This is a genomic window from Pseudomonas sp. USTB-Z, assembly GCF_019691255.1.
In the GTDB taxonomy this organism is placed as follows: Bacteria; Pseudomonadota; Gammaproteobacteria; order Pseudomonadales; family Pseudomonadaceae; genus Aquipseudomonas; species Aquipseudomonas alloputida.
In genome coordinates this window covers 55,548-72,068 of sequence record NZ_JAECZP010000025.1, presented here as the reverse complement: position 1 = coordinate 72,068, position 16,521 = coordinate 55,548, and the positions used below count along the sequence as shown (strand labels likewise).

Annotated in this window: 17 protein-coding genes; 2 read left to right on the top strand and 15 right to left on the bottom strand. The window is 62.8% G+C overall.

The window, feature by feature from the left end; all coding sequences use genetic code 11:
* Positions 1 to 3: 3 nt before the first annotated feature.
* The 8 genes from pabC to I8746_RS23105 all read right to left on the bottom strand — a co-directional run bounded on the left by pabC (position 4) and on the right by I8746_RS23105 (position 6,250).
* Entirely contained in the window at positions 4 to 819 is an 816-nt protein-coding gene (gene pabC, locus I8746_RS23140; RefSeq protein WP_012053291.1) for an aminodeoxychorismate lyase, read from the bottom strand.
* A complete protein-coding gene (fabF, locus tag I8746_RS23135; RefSeq protein WP_003247162.1) occupies positions 819 to 2,063 on the bottom strand; it encodes a beta-ketoacyl-ACP synthase II in 1,245 nt (414 codons plus the stop codon). Before fabF ends, pabC begins: the two co-directional genes overlap by 1 nt.
* A 187-nt stretch (positions 2,064 to 2,250) precedes the next feature.
* Positions 2,251 to 2,487, bottom strand: coding sequence for an acyl carrier protein (acpP, locus tag I8746_RS23130; protein WP_012053292.1), 237 nt, complete (start codon positions 2,485 to 2,487; stop codon positions 2,251 to 2,253).
* 203 nt (positions 2,488 to 2,690) lie between these two features.
* On the bottom strand, positions 2,691 to 3,431 hold the full coding sequence (gene fabG, locus I8746_RS23125) for a 3-oxoacyl-ACP reductase FabG (RefSeq protein ID WP_012053293.1): 741 nt from the start codon (positions 3,429 to 3,431) through the stop codon (positions 2,691 to 2,693).
* A 15-nt stretch (positions 3,432 to 3,446) separates the two neighbouring features.
* A complete protein-coding gene (gene fabD / locus I8746_RS23120; RefSeq protein ID WP_012053294.1) occupies positions 3,447 to 4,385 on the bottom strand; it encodes an ACP S-malonyltransferase in 939 nt (312 codons plus the stop codon).
* A 127-nt stretch (positions 4,386 to 4,512) separates the two neighbouring features.
* Complete coding sequence (gene plsX, locus I8746_RS23115) at positions 4,513 to 5,523, bottom strand: phosphate acyltransferase PlsX (protein WP_014754064.1); 1,011 nt, start codon at positions 5,521 to 5,523, stop codon at positions 4,513 to 4,515.
* 3 nt (positions 5,524 to 5,526) lie between these two features.
* A complete protein-coding gene (gene rpmF / locus I8746_RS23110) occupies positions 5,527 to 5,709 on the bottom strand; it encodes a 50S ribosomal protein L32 (protein ID WP_003247154.1) in 183 nt (60 codons plus the stop codon).
* 13 nt (positions 5,710 to 5,722) lie between these two features.
* Positions 5,723 to 6,250, bottom strand: a complete 528-nt coding sequence (locus I8746_RS23105; RefSeq protein ID WP_003247153.1) for a YceD family protein — start codon at positions 6,248 to 6,250, stop codon at positions 5,723 to 5,725.
* 96 nt (positions 6,251 to 6,346) lie between these two features.
* Between I8746_RS23105 and I8746_RS23100 the strand changes: the two genes are divergently transcribed.
* Positions 6,347 to 6,925 (top strand): nucleoside triphosphate pyrophosphatase, encoded by a 579-nt coding sequence (locus I8746_RS23100; RefSeq protein ID WP_012053296.1) that lies wholly within the window; start codon positions 6,347 to 6,349, stop codon positions 6,923 to 6,925.
* A 208-nt stretch (positions 6,926 to 7,133) separates the two neighbouring features.
* Here the strand turns inward: I8746_RS23100 and I8746_RS23095 are convergent, their stop codons facing one another.
* Genes I8746_RS23095 through rluC form a run of 3 tightly spaced genes read right to left on the bottom strand, consistent with a single transcriptional unit; the run spans position 7,134 to position 9,764 of the window.
* Positions 7,134 to 8,123 (bottom strand): S49 family peptidase, encoded by a 990-nt coding sequence (locus I8746_RS23095; RefSeq protein WP_012053297.1) that lies wholly within the window; start codon positions 8,121 to 8,123, stop codon positions 7,134 to 7,136.
* 6 nt (positions 8,124 to 8,129) lie between these two features.
* Complete coding sequence (locus tag I8746_RS23090; protein ID WP_012053298.1) at positions 8,130 to 8,804, bottom strand: HAD family hydrolase; 675 nt, start codon at positions 8,802 to 8,804, stop codon at positions 8,130 to 8,132.
* Positions 8,805 to 8,807: 3 nt separating this feature from the next.
* Positions 8,808 to 9,764, bottom strand: a complete 957-nt coding sequence (gene rluC / locus I8746_RS23085) for a 23S rRNA pseudouridine(955/2504/2580) synthase RluC (RefSeq protein WP_041168511.1) — start codon at positions 9,762 to 9,764, stop codon at positions 8,808 to 8,810.
* Between the two features lie 797 nt (positions 9,765 to 10,561).
* On the opposite strand from rluC, the gene rne reads away from it, so the two are divergent.
* Positions 10,562 to 13,819, top strand: a complete 3,258-nt coding sequence (rne, locus tag I8746_RS23080; protein ID WP_221101092.1) for a ribonuclease E — start codon at positions 10,562 to 10,564, stop codon at positions 13,817 to 13,819.
* 268 nt (positions 13,820 to 14,087) lie between these two features.
* Here the strand turns inward: rne and murB are convergent, their stop codons facing one another.
* Genes murB through I8746_RS23060 form a run of 4 tightly spaced genes read right to left on the bottom strand, consistent with a single transcriptional unit; the run spans position 14,088 to position 16,514 of the window.
* Entirely contained in the window at positions 14,088 to 15,107 is a 1,020-nt protein-coding gene (gene murB, locus I8746_RS23075; protein ID WP_221101091.1) for a UDP-N-acetylmuramate dehydrogenase, read from the bottom strand.
* Positions 15,104 to 15,568: a low molecular weight protein-tyrosine-phosphatase gene (locus tag I8746_RS23070; protein WP_004575950.1), complete on the bottom strand. Its 465-nt coding sequence runs from the start codon at positions 15,566 to 15,568 to the stop codon at positions 15,104 to 15,106. Before I8746_RS23070 ends, murB begins: the two co-directional genes overlap by 4 nt.
* Positions 15,568 to 16,332, bottom strand: coding sequence for a 3-deoxy-manno-octulosonate cytidylyltransferase (gene kdsB / locus I8746_RS23065; RefSeq protein ID WP_003247143.1), 765 nt, complete (start codon positions 16,330 to 16,332; stop codon positions 15,568 to 15,570). Before kdsB ends, I8746_RS23070 begins: the two co-directional genes overlap by 1 nt.
* Entirely contained in the window at positions 16,329 to 16,514 is a 186-nt protein-coding gene (locus I8746_RS23060; protein WP_003247142.1) for a Trm112 family protein, read from the bottom strand. The genes kdsB and I8746_RS23060 overlap by 4 nt, the downstream gene beginning before the upstream one ends.
* Between the last annotated feature and the right edge of the window lie 7 nt (positions 16,515 to 16,521).

Sequence of the window (16,521 nt, the reverse complement as noted above, 5' to 3'; positions counted from 1 at the left end):
AATTCAGGTTTCCAGTAACGTACGGGCAACGGCCTGCAGTTTACGAGTGAGCGGGCCCGGCGACCAGTTTAGCGCGGCTACGCCACACACGGGCCAAATGCCGTAAACGCTATTGCAAACAAATACTTCATCCGCTTGCTCAAGCGCCTCGAACGACAGGTCGCAGACGTGGGCCGCAATACCCAGCAGCGGGGCCTGTTCCAGCAGTGCGGCACGCATCACGCCCGCCACGCCACAACGGCTAAGGTCGGCGGTAAGCAGCACGCCATCACGCACCAGAAACAGATTGCTGTATACCCCTTCGATCACCCTGCCCTGCGCGTCACGCATCAGGCCTTCGGCATGGACGCTGTCCTGCCATTCGGCACGGGCCAGCACCTGCTCCAGGCGGTTAAGGTGTTTGAGACCGGCCAACAGTGGTTGTTCCCCAAGCCGGGTCTGGCAAGGGAACAAACGCACGCCATGCTCGGCATGCTCGACAGGATAACGGGGTAATGGACTGCCTTGCAGGATACGCCGCGGCGCTGCATCGACAGCTGGCGCATAGCCACGCTGGCTATCGCCACGGGTAAGGATGAGTTTGACGACACCCTCACCCAGCTGGCTGGCGTAACGCAGCAGCTCGTCGCGCACCAGCGCCAGATCGGTGTTGATCGCCAAACGCTGGCAGCCCAGCGCCAGGCGTGCAAGGTGGCCGTCCAGCAAGCTGGGCCGGGCACCTCGCACGGCGATGGTTTCGAACAGGCCATCGCCGTAGGCCAGGCCGCGGTTCTGCAGGTTGAGTGCAGTCGCCGGCTGGCCGTCGATCCAGCTGTGCATCAGTCGGCAAACCGGCGGAATACCAGCGAGCCGTTGGTGCCGCCAAAGCCGAACGAGTTGGACAGCACCACGTCGATCGGCATGCTGCGCGCCTGGTGGGGAACGAAGTCGAGGTCACACCCTTCGTCCGGCTCGTCCAGGTTGATGGTCGGCGGGGCCATCTGGCTATTGATTGCCAGCACGCTGAAGATCGCTTCCACCGCGCCCGCGGCGCCCAGCAAGTGGCCGGTCATCGACTTGGTCGAGCTGACCGCCAGCTTGTAGGCATGCTCGCCGAACACGCGCTTGATCGCCGCCACTTCGGCCACATCGCCCGCTGGGGTAGAAGTGCCGTGGGCGTTGATGTAGCTGACGTCTTCCGGCTGGATACCGGCATCGCGCAAGGCGTTGGCCATGCAGCGGGCAGCGCCTTCGCCAGAGTCAGGCGGCGACGTCATGTGGTAGGCGTCGCCGCTCATGCCAAAGCCAACCAGCTCGGCATAGATAGTCGCCCCGCGGGCCTTGGCGTGCTCCAGCTCCTCGAGCACCAGGGCTCCAGCGCCGTCGGACAACACAAAGCCGTCACGGCCCTTGTCCCATGGGCGGCTGGCCCGGCTTGGCTCATCGTTGCGGGTAGACAGTGCGCGCGAAGCGCCAAAACCGCCCATGCCCAGACCACAAGCGGCCATTTCGGCGCCACCGGCGATCATCACGTCAGCTTCACCGTAGGCGATATTGCGCGCGGCCATGCCGATGCAATGGGTGCCGGTGGTGCACGCAGTGGCGATGGCATAGTTCGGCCCTTGCAGGCCCAGGTGGATCGACAGGAAACCGGAGATCATGTTGATGATCGAACCCGGCACGAAGAACGGCGAAATGCGGCGCGGCCCTGAATCGTGCAGGGTGCGGCTGGTTTCTTCGATGTTGGTCAGACCACCGATACCCGAGCCCATGGCCACGCCAATACGCTCGCGGTTGGCATCGGTGACCTCCAGGCCGGCATTACGCACGGCCTGGAAACCCGCCGCCAGGCCGTACTGGATGAACAGGTCGAGCTTGCGGGCCTCTTTGGCCGACAGGTACTGCTCAACCTCGAAGCCTTTCACCGAGCCGCCAAAACGGGTGGAGTAGGCAGACAGGTCCGTGTGTTCGATCGGACCGATGCCACTGCGGCCAGCCAGAATGCCCTGCCAGGTGCTCGGTACATCGGTACCCAGTGGCGACAGCATACCCATACCGGTGACCACGACGCGTCTACGCGACACAGTACTCTCCTTTTCTAATAACAGAGTCTCTTGCCATTGCATTCAAGTGCTGGAATGAAATGGCAACAGGCTCTTGGTGCGCGGTGAACGAAGCCGCCTGAAAAATGCGAGGCGCTCGCAAAGAAAAAACCGCACGCCGGCGAAGGCAGTGCGGTTTTCCCCGACAAGAAACGTCGACTGTAGCGTCTTAGGCCTGGTGGGCTTTGACGTAGTCGATGGCAGCTTGAACGGTAGTGATCTTCTCGGCTTCTTCGTCAGGGATTTCGGTCTCGAATTCCTCTTCCAGAGCCATCACCAGTTCAACGGTGTCAAGCGAATCGGCACCCAGGTCATCGACGAAGGACTTCTCAATAGTCACTTCTTCTTCCTTGACGCCCAGTTGCTCGGCGACGATTTTCTTGACGCGTTCTTCGATGGTGCTCATACCTAGTTTTCACTCCTAATGGATATATGTCAGGCAGCTGGCCGGTGGCTAATTTTATAGAAAGACGTTCGCTTTTCAAGCAAAACGCACCTTCAGGCTAGTCACCACACCCGCTGCCTGGAATCTGGTTGCAGCTTTATAACGGATTTTAGGCTCGCAGTATGACTCTTTTTTTACGAAACCCGTCACATTGAGTTGCAGTATTACATGTACATCCCGCCGTTGACCGGCACGGTAGCGCCGGTCACGTAGGCGGCGCCGTCGGACGCCAGGAACGAAACCACCTTGGCAATTTCGTCAGCCTGGCCCAGGCGGCCCAGCGGAATCTGGGTCTGCAGGGCTTCGCGCTGAGCTTCTGGCAGCTCGCGGGTCATGTCGGTATCGATGAAGCCTGGGGTCACCGAGTTGACGGTGATGCCACGCGAACCCACTTCACGCGCCAGGGCGCGGCTGAAACCTTCCAGACCGGCCTTGGCAGCCGCGTAGTTGGCCTGACCTGCGTTACCCATGGCACCAACGACCGAGCCGATGCTGATGATACGACCCCAACGCGCCTTGGTCATGCCACGCAGCACGCCCTTGGACAGACGGTAGAGGCTGTTCAGGTTGGTGTCGATGACGTCAAACCACTCGTCGTCTTTCATGCGCAGCATGAGGTTGTCGCGGGTGATACCGGCATTGTTGACCAAGATGGCCGGCGCGCCGAACTGCTCGCCAATGGCGCCCAGTACGGCTTCAACCGATTCGGCGCTGGTCACGTTCAGCTCCATGCCAGTGCCGGTAATGCCGTGTTCTTTCAGGGTGGCAGCGATGCGCTCGGCACCGGACGCCGACGTGGCGGTACCGATCACGGTCGCGCCCTGGCGGCCCAGCTCGAGGGCGATGGCCTGACCAATACCACGGCTGGCGCCGGTAACCAGTGCAACTTTACCTTGCAGGCTCATGCAAGCTTCTCCAAATCAGGCCAGTGCCGCGCGGGTGGCAGCAACGGCGTCAGGGGTGTTGAGGTTGTAGGTGGTCACGCCGTCGGCGCAACGCTTGTTAAGGCCAGCCAGGACCTTGCCCGGGCCACACTCGACCAGGTTGACCGCACCGTTGGCGGCCAGGGTCTGCACGCACTCGACCCAGCGTACCGGCTGGTACAGCTGTGCCAGCAGGTCGTGCTTGAGGGCATCGAGGTCGGCGGCGACGGCGGCAGTGACGTTCTGCACCACCGGAATCTGCGGGGCCTTCCATTCGATGGCATTGACCGAATCGGCAAAGCGCTCGGCGGCGGGCTTCATCAGGGCGCAGTGCGACGGGACGCTCACCGCCAGTGGCAGGGCGCGCTTGGCACCTTTGGCCTTGCACAGTTCCATGGCGCGATCTACCGCTGCCTTGTTACCGGCGATGACCACCTGACCAGGCGAGTTGAAGTTCACGGCGCTGACCACTTCATCCTCAGCGGCTTCGGCGCAGATTTCCACGACCACAGCATCGTCCAGGCCGAGAATGGCAGCCATGGCGCCGTGACCGGCCGGTACGGCTTCCTGCATCAGCTGACCGCGGCGCTCGACCAGGCGAACGGCATCTTTCAGGCTGATGCTGCCGGCGGCGACCAGGGCGCTGTATTCGCCCAGGCTGTGACCGGAAACGAAGGCCGGCTTGGCACCGCCCTCTTCCAGCCACAGGCGCCACAGTGCGATGGACGCAGTAAGGATCGCCGGCTGGGTCTTGTCGGTCTGGTTAAGTTGCTCTTCCGGGCCGTCCTGGACCAGCTTCCACAGGTCGTAGCCGAGCGCTTCGGACGCTTCCTTGAAGGTTTCGATGATCACTGGCTTCTCGGCGCCGAGCTCGGCGAGCATGCCCAGCGACTGGGAACCTTGACCGGGAAAGACGAATGCGAGGGATGCAGACATTGAACAAGCCCTTATGATCTTGTCGTCGGATAGTGTGCGCCAGGCCCGAGGCCAGGCGCGGAATCTGAAAACTTGGATGGAAACACAGACCAAGCGGTCACATTTAAGCACTTCATCGGCGAAATGCCTAAGGCAACAGGTCTTCAAGGCGGCCATGCAGCCGCTGCGGCAGGTTTTCCTGAATTTCGATCAGCGCCCGCTGGATGGCACTCTGAAACCCCTGCACGCCCGCCGAGCCATGACTCTTGATGACGATACCCTGTAGCCCCAGAAAGCTCGCCCCATTATGCCGCGCCGGCGCCAGGTCGGCCTGCAGACGCTTGAGCAGCGGCATGGCAACGGCCCCGGCAACGCGGGCAAAAGCACCGCCCTTGAACAGTTTTTCGATGCGCGCACCGATCATCGTCGCCAAGCCCTCGCTGGACTTGAGCAGTATGTTGCCGACAAAACCGTCGCACACCACCACGTCTGCCTCACCCCGGTACAGGCCATCCCCTTCGACGAAACCGACATAGTTGAGCCCGCGGGCGCTCTGCAACAGCGTGGCAGCCAGCTTGACCTGCTGGTTACCCTTGATGTCCTCGGTACCGATGTTCAACAGCGCCACGCGTGGCCGATGCACACCCAAGGCCTGAGCGGCCACCGAGCCCATTACCGCGAACTGGTAGAGATTCTCGGCACTGCAGTCGACATTGGCGCCCAGGTCGAGCAGTTGACAGTAACCTGTCTGGGTCGGGATCGCCGCCACCATGGCCGGCCGGTCGATACCCGGCAAGGTCTTGAGCACGAAGCGCGACAACGCCATCAGCGCCCCGGTATTGCCGGCACTGACACAGGCCTGGGCTTTTCCGTCGCGCACCAGTTCGAGGGCGATGCGCATCGACGAATCCGGCTTGCCGCGCAACGCCTGGGATGGCCGCTCGTCCATGCCGACTACCTCACTGGCGGCCACAATCTGCAGGCGCGCGCGATCCGCAGCTGGCAAGCCACTGATGAGATCTTCAAGGAGGGAGGGTTGACCGACGAGGGTCAGGTGGAGCGAGGGGGTAGCCGAAAGGCAGGCAATGCTAGCCTGGACAATGCTGCGGGGACCGAAGTCCCCGCCCATTGCGTCGATCGCGATGACCTGAGCGGACAAGGATTACTCGTCAGCGCCCTTGTCAACCACTTTACGACCACGGTATACGCCTTCTGGCGAAACGTGGTGACGCAGGTGAACTTCACCGGTGGTTTTCTCTACCGACAGCGCGTTTTCCGACAGAGCGTCGTGCGAACGGCGCATGTCACGGGCAGAGCGGGATTTTTTGTTCTGCTGAACAGCCATAATTGATTAACTCCTAAACGTTTGGGTCACGCTTTAACTGCGCCAAAACACTGAACGGGTTGGACCGCGATACCTCGTCCTTGCTCGATTCGGGCTCGTCTGCGCCCGCCGGCTGCTGGCATTCTTCCGGATGATGAGCAGGCACGATTGGCAAGGCGAGCAAAAGCTCCTCCTCGACCAATGCCTGCAGATCCAAAGGATCTTCGCCCAGTTCCAGCACGTCATAGCCTTTCGGCAACGACTGGGTATTCGCACCCTCCTTCACCACGGCGTATGTACATTCGCTGTGGACCGGTAGGGTGACCAGCTCAAGACAACGCTGGCAAACCATCTTGACTTCGACGTCCAGCTCGCTGTGGATGACCACCACGTGCTGTTCATCTCGTTCAAAATCGAACTTCGCCTGCACCGTACCGACATTGTCGGAAAGCGGGTCGCAGAGTCTTTCCAAATCAGCGAGTTGCAGCGAACCGTTAAGGGTTACGCCACGATCGGCTAATTTGCGCGGGTCAACGTGAGGTGGAATCGGGTCATTCAACATAGGCGCAGCATTCTAGGGATGCCCCCCGCCCCTGTCAAAGGAAATTAGGCGGCATCGTGCGTGATAGAATTGGTTCAACCGAACCCGGAGTCTACCATGCTTCCTTTGTTACTGGCTTCCAGCTCTGCCTATCGCCGCGAACTGCTCGCTCGCCTGCACCTGCCCTTCACCTGGGCAAGCCCCGATATAGACGAGCAGCGCCGGCAAGACGAGCCAGCCGTTGAACTGGTACGCCGCCTTGCCAGGCAAAAAGCCGAGGCCTTGGCGGGCAGCCATCCCAGGCACCTGATTATCGGGTCGGACCAGGTAGCTGTACTGGGCGAACAGGTGCTGGGTAAGCCGCACACCTTCGAGCGGGCTTGCGAGCAACTGCTGGAGTGTAGCGGACAGCAGGTGAGCTTTCTGACTGGGCTGGCACTGCTGAACAGCGCCACCGGGCAATGCCAGGTGGATTGCGTGCCGTTTACCGTCACGATGCGCGAATTGAGCCGCGAGCGCGTGGAGCGCTACGTCGCGACGGAACAGCCGCTGGATTGCGCAGGGAGCTTCAAGGCGGAGGGGTTGGGGGTGAGCCTGTTCCAGAGCACCCATGGGTGCGATGCAACCAGCCTGATCGGGCTGCCGCTGATTCGGCTGGTGGATATGCTGACCAAGGAAGGGGTGATGGTTCCATAGCCTGGCTGGAGATTTTGGCGCCCGACGGATCGAGCGCCGCCCGGGAGGGTGGACGATTGGGGATATTGGCCGGCGGGTCCGGCCTATTCGCGGGTAAACCCGCTCCTACAACGCACCGTTGGGCACCCCGATCGATGAGCGGGCCTGCGCGCAACGCGCCGCGCGGGCGGCGCTCGATCTGCCAGACACCACAAGAACTGCGACGAACTCAACGCAACTGCGGCCCCTGGAACCCCATCCACATCGCCAGGTGCTCAGCCACGCTGGCACCCACGCGCTTGGAGAAGCGATCGAAAGGCGACTCCTGAACGGTGAAGTCCACCAACTCCTTCTCCCCCACGATCTCGCGCGCCACATAGCTGGCACTGCCCAAGCCATCCACCAGCCCCAGCGCCTTGGCCTGCTCACCCGACCAGATAAGGCCACTGAACAACTCCGGGTGCTCCTTGTCCTTCAGGCGCTCACCGCGCCCCTGCTTGACCATGGCGATGAACTGCTGGTGCGTGGTATCCAGCACGCCCTGCCAGAACCGGGTCTCTTCTGGTTTTTCCGGCGAAAACGGATCAAGGAACGCCTTGTGCTCACCCGATGTATAGGCACGCCGCTCGACCCCAAGCTTCTCCATGGCACCAACAAAGCCATAACCCGCCGCCGTCACCCCAATGGAACCCACCAGGCTGGCCTTGTCGGCATAGATCTCGTCCGCCGCACTGGCGATATAATAGGCACCGGAAGCCCCAAGATCAGCGATCACCGCATACAGCTTGATGGCGGGATATTCGGCACGCAGGCGCCGGATTTCGTCATACACGTAACCCGCCTGCACCGGGCTGCCACCCGGGCTGTTGATGCGCATCACCACAGCCTTGGTCTTGTCGTCCTTGAACGCCTCTCGCAGGCTCTTGACGATATTATCGGCGCTGGCAGCCTCCTGATCGGCAATCACCCCCCGCACCTCGACCAACGCGGTATGGCTGGCACTGCGCGAAGCGGCCTTGTCCATGTCCATCAGCGGCGAGAACAACGCCAGAATGCCGAACAGGTAGACGAAGGTCAGCAGCTTGAAGAAGATCCCCCAGCGCCGCGACCGTCGCTGCTCCTGCACGCTGGCCAGCAAGGTCTTTTCCAGCAGCTTCCAGCTGCTGCGCTCTTCGCGCTCCCCGGGCTCGGCCTCAGGGGCTTTCCATTCGTCTGCCATGCTTACCTACCTTGGAAATGGAATTGCGGAACCACCCAGCCACTCGCGCAACTGGGAAAAGTGATCGATACATACCTGCGGGCCAAACTCGGCCAGCGCCTGCAGCGACATGGCACCATAACCAACCGCCACCGAATGCATGCCGGCATTGCTGGCCATCTGCAGGTCGAATGCCGAATCTCCGACCATCAGCGCACGCGACGGTTCGACGCCACAATGCCCGAGGATTTCCTCAAGCATCAGCGGGTGTGGCTTGCCACGGGTCTCGTCAGCGGCACGGGTGATGTCGAAGAAACGCTCCCAGCCATTAGCCTTGAGCACCCGATCCAACCCGCGACGGGCCTTGCCGGTGGCCACCGCCAGGCGGTAACCCTCGGCGCGAAAGGCATCCAGCGACTCGACCACGCCATCGAACAGCGGCGAAGGTTGCTGATCCAGTGCAACGTAGACATCGGCATAGTGCTGGCGGAAGCTGGCAACCTCTGCGGGCACCAGGTGCGGGTACAAGGTGTGGATCGCCTCGTCCAAGGCCAGACCGATGATGCCCTTGACCGCATCGTCGCTGCTCTGTGCCTCGCCGGCACGCTCTGCGGCGACATTCATGGCCTCGACGATACGACCAATGGAATCGGCCAGGGTGCCGTCCCAGTCAAAGATCAGTAGCTCATAGCCTTTTTTCATGGATCAGGACGCACTCAAACGATCAACGGTTTTCGCCCAGACCTCATCCACAGGCGCCTCGAGCTTCAACTCGCCACCGTCGGGCAGCGGTACAGTCAACGCGTAGGCATGCAGGAACAGGCGCTTGCCACCCAACTCGCGAATTTCCCGGCTGAAGTCTTCGTCGCCGTATTTGCTGTCGCCAGCGATCATGTGCCCGGCATGCAAGGTGTGCACGCGAATCTGATGGGTACGACCGGTGATCGGGCGCGCCTCGACAATGGTGGCAAAGTCGCCAAAGCGGCGCAGCACGCGAAACAGGGTCAGCGCCTCCTTGCCTTCATCGTTCACTTCGACCATGCGCTCGCCGGAACGCAGGTTGCTCTTGAGCAACGGCGCGTTGACCTGCTTTTTCGAGGTGGGCCAGTGGCCGCGCACCAGCGCCATGTAGCGCTTGTCGACACCATCGCCGCGCAGGGCGGCATGCAGGTGGCGCAGCATGCTGCGCTTCTTGGCGATCATCAACAGGCCAGACGTGTCGCGATCCAGGCGGTGCACCAGCTCCAGCTCCTTGGCGTCCGGGCGCAACTGGCGCAGCGCCTCGATCACCCCGAAGCTCAGGCCACTGCCGCCGTGCACGGCGATGCCGGCCGGCTTGTTCATCACGATAAGCGCTTTGTCCTCGTAGACAATGGCGGCTTCCAGACGCTGCAGCAGGCCTTGGGCCACCGGCGCCGGCTCGTCTCGTTCCGGCAAGCGGACGGGCGGAACCCGCACGATGTCGCCGGCCTGGATCTTGTACTCCGGCTTGACACGGCCCTTGTTGACCCTCACCTCACCCTTGCGCAGGATGCGGTAGACCAGTGTCTTGGGCACGCCCTTGAGGGCCGTGATGAGGAAATTATCAATGCGTTGGCCGGCAAGCTCCGGCGCGACTTCGATCAGCTGAACGCCGGAAGTCGGAGGGGTATTGGTCGTCATTACGGGATCATAACAATTTTTTATGGAATTGAAGCACTTAATCATTGCTGCTATAGTCGCGAACGCCGCCAAAAGCGGCAGGCCAGCGGCACCAGGCTCTTTGCCGGTCCCTGACCTTCGCAATTCTCCAGGACGCGAGGCCGTCCTACGGGGTTTTCGCCAGTTTACCGAAATGCCTGGAATCGCCACCAGCGCCGTGTAGAGAAGACCGAAAAAAAACGACAAGTGCGGTGTTTCACCTGCTTACCCGATTCTTTTCGCTGCACCTCTGCCCGCGAGTCGCTTCCACGCAACGCCCGGCGAATGCTTCGGAAATACCTGCCTTGGACATGAATGGCGCCAGCGCAGAACCAGCGCTGGCGAAAAATGCAACCCGTTGCGGATTCAGCGCGCGGCAGCACCCGAATTATCAGGGATACGTGCAGGGTGGAGATGCACAGCCCTCGGACCGTGTAGCACCGCGTCCGGCCACCAGCCCACTGACGGTTGGTGAGCGGATAAGGTCCTGAACAGATGCCCTCCGGGCGTCCACGGCTGACGGTTGATTCCTCCTCCTGACTGAGTGCACAAGGCCCGCTTGGTTGATTCGGATACCTATTCGAAGCCACCGGGGCCTTGTTGGCACCGCAGCAAACAGGACGCGTCGTCGCGACAACGGCAGGCTGGGCAACCGGCTGGTGCCGAACGTCGCTCGACACGGGGGTGGCCCGGCCACCCTTTGCGCACCTTGGCACCGACCATGAGACGTCGTGTGTGCCGAACGCCGTTTCCGGCAGCCCGGAAACCGACGGTACAACATGAAAAGAATGCTGATTAACGCGACTCAACCCGAAGAGTTGCGTGTAGCCCTGGTGGACGGCCAACGTCTCTACGACCTGGACATCGAGTCCGGCGCGCGCGAGCAGAAAAAGGCCAACATCTACAAAGGCAAGATCACCCGCATCGAACCCAGCCTCGAAGCCGCCTTCGTCGACTTCGGTTCCGAACGTCACGGCTTCCTGCCGCTGAAAGAAATCTCCCGCGAGTACTTCAAGAAGGCCCCAGAAGGCCGGGTCAACATCAAGGAAGTGCTCAGCGAAGGCCAGGAAGTCATCGTTCAGGTCGAGAAGGAAGAGCGCGGCAACAAAGGCGCCGCCCTCACCACCTTCATCAGCCTGGCCGGCCGCTACCTGGTGCTGATGCCCAACAACCCGCGTGCCGGTGGCATCTCGCGCCGCATCGAAGGCGAAGAGCGCAACGAACTGCGCGAAGCCCTGAACGGCCTGACCGTACCGGGTGACATGGGCCTGATCGTGCGCACTGCCGGCCTTGGCCGCAGCAGCGAAGAAATGCAGTGGGACCTGGATTACCTGCTGCAGCTGTGGACCGCCATCAAGGAAGCGTCCCTGGACCGCGCCGCGCCATTCCTGATCTACCAGGAAAGCAACGTCATCATCCGCGCCATCCGCGACTACCTGCGCCAGGACATCGGCGAAGTGCTGATCGACAGCATCGACGCCCAGGAAGAAGCGCTGACCTTCATCCGCCAGGTGATGCCGCAGTACGCCAGCAAGGTCAAGCTGTACGAAGACAGCGTGCCGCTGTTCAACCGCTTCCAGATCGAAAGCCAGATCGAGACCGCCTTCCAGCGCGTGGTCGACCTGCCATCGGGTGGCTCGATCGTGATCGACCCGACCGAAGCCCTGGTGTCCATCGACATCAACTCGGCGCGCGCCACCAAAGGCAGCGACATCGAAGAAACCGCCCTGCAGACCAACCTGGAAGCGGCCGAGGAAATCGCCCGCCAGCTGCGCCTGCGTGACATCGGCGGCCTGATCGTCATCGACTTCATCGACATGACCCCGGCGAAGAACCAGCGCGCTGTTGAAGAGCGCGTGCGTGAATGCCTGGAAGCCGACCGTGCCCGCGTGCAGGTTGGCCGCATCTCGCGCTTCGGCCTGCTGGAAATGTCCCGTCAGCGCCTGCGCCCATCGCTGGGCGAAAGCAGCGGCATCGTCTGCCCACGCTGCTCCGGCACCGGCATCATCCGTGACGTCGAATCGCTGTCGCTGGCCATCCTGCGCCTGATCGAAGAAGAAGCCCTGAAAGACCGCACCGCCGAAGTACGTGCTCAAGTGCCGATCCCGGTAGCCGCTTTCCTGCTGAACGAAAAGCGTAACTCGATCACCAAGATCGAGCTGCGCACCCGTGCGCGCATCATCATCCTGCCGAACGACCACCTGGAAACCCCGCACTTCGAAGTCCAGCGCCTGCGCGACGACAACCCTGAAGTGCTGAACAACCAGTCCAGCTACGAAATCGCCGCCGCCGAAGCTGAAGAAGCGCCGCAGCCGACCGCCACCCGCACCCTGGTACGCCAGGAAGCCGCAGTGAAGACGGCCCCGGCCCGCGCCAACGCACCGGTACCGGCCGCCGCTGAAGAGCCCCAGGCTGCCGCGCCGGTCGCCCCTGCCCCGAGCGCTCCGGAGCCAAGCCTGTTCAAAGGCCTGGTGAAGTCGCTGGTGAGCCTGTTCGCCGGCAAGGACGAGCCTGCCGCCGCGCCAGTGGCTCCCGCCGCCGAAAAACCGGCTGCCGAGCGCAGCCCGCGTAACGAAGAACGCCGCAACGGCCGCCAGCAAAGCCGCAACCGCAACGGCCGCCGCGACGAAGAACGCAAACCGCGTGAAGAGCGTGCCGAGCGCGCACCGCGCGAGGAACGCGCCCCACGCGAAGAACGTGCACCGCGTGAGGAACGTGCCCCACGTGAAGAGCGTGCACCGCGCGAGGAACGTGCCCCACGTGAAGAGCGTGCACCGCGTGAAGAACGTACTCCGCGCCAGCCACGCGAAGACCGCCGTAGCAACCGCGGCGAAGAGCGCGTTCGCGAGCTGCGCGAACCGCTGGACGCCACCCCGCCAGCCGAACGCGAAGAGCGCCAGCCGCGTGAAGAACGTGTAGCCCGCGAAGAGCGTGCTCCACGCGAAGAACGCGCACCGCGTGAAGAACGTGCTCCACGTGAAGAACGTGCTCCACGTGAAGAACGCGCACCGCGTGAAGAACGTGCTCCACGTGAAGAGCGCGCACCTCGGGAAGAACGCGCTCCACGCGAAGAACGCGCCCCGCGCCCACCACGCGAAGAGCGCCAACCACGCGCTGCCGAAGAAGCAACCGAGCAGGCTGCCGAACTGGCCGAAGAGCAACTGCCAGGCGAAGAGCTGCTGCAAGACGAGCAGGAAGGCACCGATGGCGAGCGCCCACGCCGCCGCTCCCGTGGCCAGCGTCGTCGCAGCAACCGTCGTGAGCGTCAGCGCAATGCCAATGGCGAGCTGATCGACGGCAGTGAAGAAGAAGGCAGCGAAGAGCAGCCACAACAGCACCAGGCCACCGAGCTGGGTGCCGAACTGGCTGCCGGCCTTGCCGTGACGGCTGCTGTCGCCAGCAGCAACATCAGCTCCGACGCAGAAGCCCAGGCCAACCAGCAGGCCGAGCGTGCCACCGCCGAAGTCGCCGCCGTTGCAGAAACCGACAACAGCGAAGCCGCCCAGCCGGTCGAGCAGGCCGAAGCGGTCACCAAAGCTGAAGAAGCGTCCGTGGCCCCAGCGGTCGAGCAGCCGGTCACCGAGCCAGTGGCCGCAGCCGAGGCAACTGCCGAGCCTGTGGTCGAAATGGCCCCGCAGCCTGTCGCTGAAGATGCACCTGCTGCTGAGCCGGCCGTTGTTGCAGAAACCGTGGTCACTGAAACCCCAGCAGAAGCCCCAGCGGTAGAAGCCGGTGAAATCGAACAGGCCCCGGCCGTGGTCGAAGTCGCTCCGGTTGCCGCACAGCCTGCCCCGGTTGTCGAAGCCCAGCCAGAAGTCGTGGCCGAGCCTGCACCTGCAGTGGTCGAACCTGCACCTGCAGTGGTCGAACCTGCCACTGTCATGCTGGCCAACGGCCGCGCACCGAACGACCCACGTGAAGTGCGTCGCCGCAAGCGTGAGGCCGAGGCTGCTGCCAAAGCGGCACAGGAAGCTGCTGCAGCCTCCCAGGAACCAGCCTTGGAAACCGCCGATGAGCACAAACCTCATCACGGCTGATAGCCAAAGCTGAATGAAAAAGCCCCGCCAGTGCGAACTGGCGGGGCTTTTTTTGGTTTGCCTGACGGGCCTCTTCGCGGGTAAACCCGCTCCTACAATGGCCTGTGTCCAACCCCCCGATGTGTGTCCACCACCGATCAGCGTGTAGGAGCGGGTTTACCCGCGAATACGGTAGCGGCGGCAACGGTGAACGGCGGGTGGAAATTGGCCACCAGGCCCGGCCCTTTCGCGGGCAAACCCGCTCCTACGGGGGTTCACAGCCGGCAAATCAGTAAAGATTAGGCTCCATCTCCAGCTCAACCCCAAACCGCTCGAAGATATCCGCCTGAATCTTGCGCGCCAGCGCATGCATCTGCGCTCCGCTCGCCTGGCCATAGTTGACCAGCACCAGCGACTGCAAGCGATGCACGCCAGCATCACCGTCACGATGACCCTTCCAGCCCGCCTGCTCAATCAACCAGCCCGCGGCCAGTTTCACCTGGCCATCCGCTTGGGGGTAAGCCACAACCGCGGGATACTGCGCACGAATTCGCTCGACCAGATCAGCCGTTACCACCGGGTTCTTGAAGAAGCTCCCGGCATTGCCAAGCTCTACCGGGTCTGGCAGCTTCTCGCGGCGAATGCTGCAGATTGCATCGCTGATCGCTTGCGCGGTCATCTCGGTCACACCCTGCTCAGACAGACGATGGCGCACCGGGCCATAGTCCAGATGAGCGTGCAGGGTGCGGGTCAAGGCAAAGCGCACACGCAGGATCAACCAGCGGCCGGGGTTGCGCTTGAAAAGGCTGTCGCGATAGCCGAAAGCACATTCCGCCAAACTGAAGTCACGCAGCTCGCCCGTCTCACGGTCCAAGGCTGTCAGCCCGGCAAATACGTCCTTGATCTCCACCCCGTAAGCGCCCACGTTCTGCATCGGCGCAGCACCCACGGTGCCGGGGATCAGGCTGAGGTTCTCCAACCCGCAATAGCCCTGCGCCAGCGCCCATTGCACAAACGCGTGCCATGGCTCACCGGCCTCGGCTTCGACCACGATTCGCTCGCCATCGTCACTGAGCACACGCCGACCGCGGCTGGCCATGTGCAGCACCAGTGCATCGATATCGCGGGTCAGCAGCAGGTTGCTGCCCCCCCCGATCACCAGTACCGGCAAGCCCCTTTGCTGTGCCTGGCCCAGCGCCTGACGCACCTGCTGGTCGTCCTGCACCTGGCTGAAATAGCGCGCCTTCACGTCGATGCCGAAGGTATTGTAAGGCTTGAGCGATACCTGCTCCTGCCACTGCACTGTCATAGACGCCCCTTGATTTCCAGTACCAGCGCCTGGCAAGCCGCTTCCACCAGGTCCAGCACCTGCTCGAAGCCGTCGGCGCCACCGTAGTACGGGTCTGGCACTTCATCCAGGGCTGCACCGTAGCGGCGCAGGAACAGGTCGAGTTCGCCCACTGCCGTGGACGGGCGCAGGGCGCGCAGATCGCGCAGGTTGTGCTCATCCATGGCCAACACCAGATCGTATTCGGCGAAGTGCGATGCCTTGACCTGTTGGGCGCGTTGCTGCGACAGGTCGTAACCGCGCGCCAGCGCCGCCTTGCAGGTGCGGCTGTCTGGCGCCTTGCCGACATGCCAATCGCCGGTGCCGGCAGAAGCCACCTGCACCTTGTCAGCGAGCCCGGCGGCGTGCAATTGATGGCGCAGCACGCCTTCGGCGGTGGGCGAGCGGCAGATGTTGCCCAAGCACACGAACAGGACGCGCATCAGGCCTCCAGCAAGCGCCGTACGCGCTCCAGATCCTCAGGGGTGTCGACACCCACGGCTGGCGCCTCGATAGCGTCCTCGATGTGAATGCGTACGCCGTGCCACAGGGCACGCAGCTGCTCCAGCGCTTCAGCCTGCTCGAGCCAGCATGGGCCCCAGCTGACGAAGTCGTGCAGGAAGCCGACACGGTAGGCGTACATGCCAATATGACGGCGATAGGGCACCCCTTCCGGCAGCACGTCGCGGGCCTTGGCAAAGGTATCGCGGGCCCAGGGCAGCGGCGCTCGGCTGAACGTCAGGGCCAGGCCGTTCTTGTCACTCACCACCTTGACCGCGTTCGGGTTGAACACGGTTTCCGGTTCATGGATCGGCTCGGCCAGGGTGGCGATACCGGCTTCCGGATGCGCCGCCAGGTTGGCCGCCACCTGGTCGATGATCACCGGCGGGATCAGCGGCTCGTCGCCCTGCACGTTGACCACAATGGCGTCAGCCGGCAACCCTAGGTACGCGGCCACTTCGGCCAGGCGGTCAGTGCCCGATTCATGATCGGCACGGGTCATCAGCACTTCGGCACCGAAGGCCTGGCAGGCTTCGAGGATGCTGGTGTCGTCGGTGGCGATGACCACACGGCTGGCACCGCTCTTGCGGGCCTGCTCCCACACATGTTGCACCATTGGCTTGCCGGCAATCAGCAGCAGCGGTTTGCCTGGCAGGCGGGTGGAGCGCAGCCGGGCGGGGATTACTACCGTAAATTCCAGGCTCATTTGTCAAGACGCTCGTCGTCGGTCAGGGTGCGTGCCTCGCTTTCCAGCATGACCGGGATACCGTCGCGAATCGGGTAGGCCAGGCCAGCGCCCTTGCTGATCAGCTCGGTCTTGTCGGCGCTCAGCTTGAGCGGCCCCTTGGTGATCGGGCAGGCCAGGATATCGAGCAGTTTGGTGTCCATTGGAGGC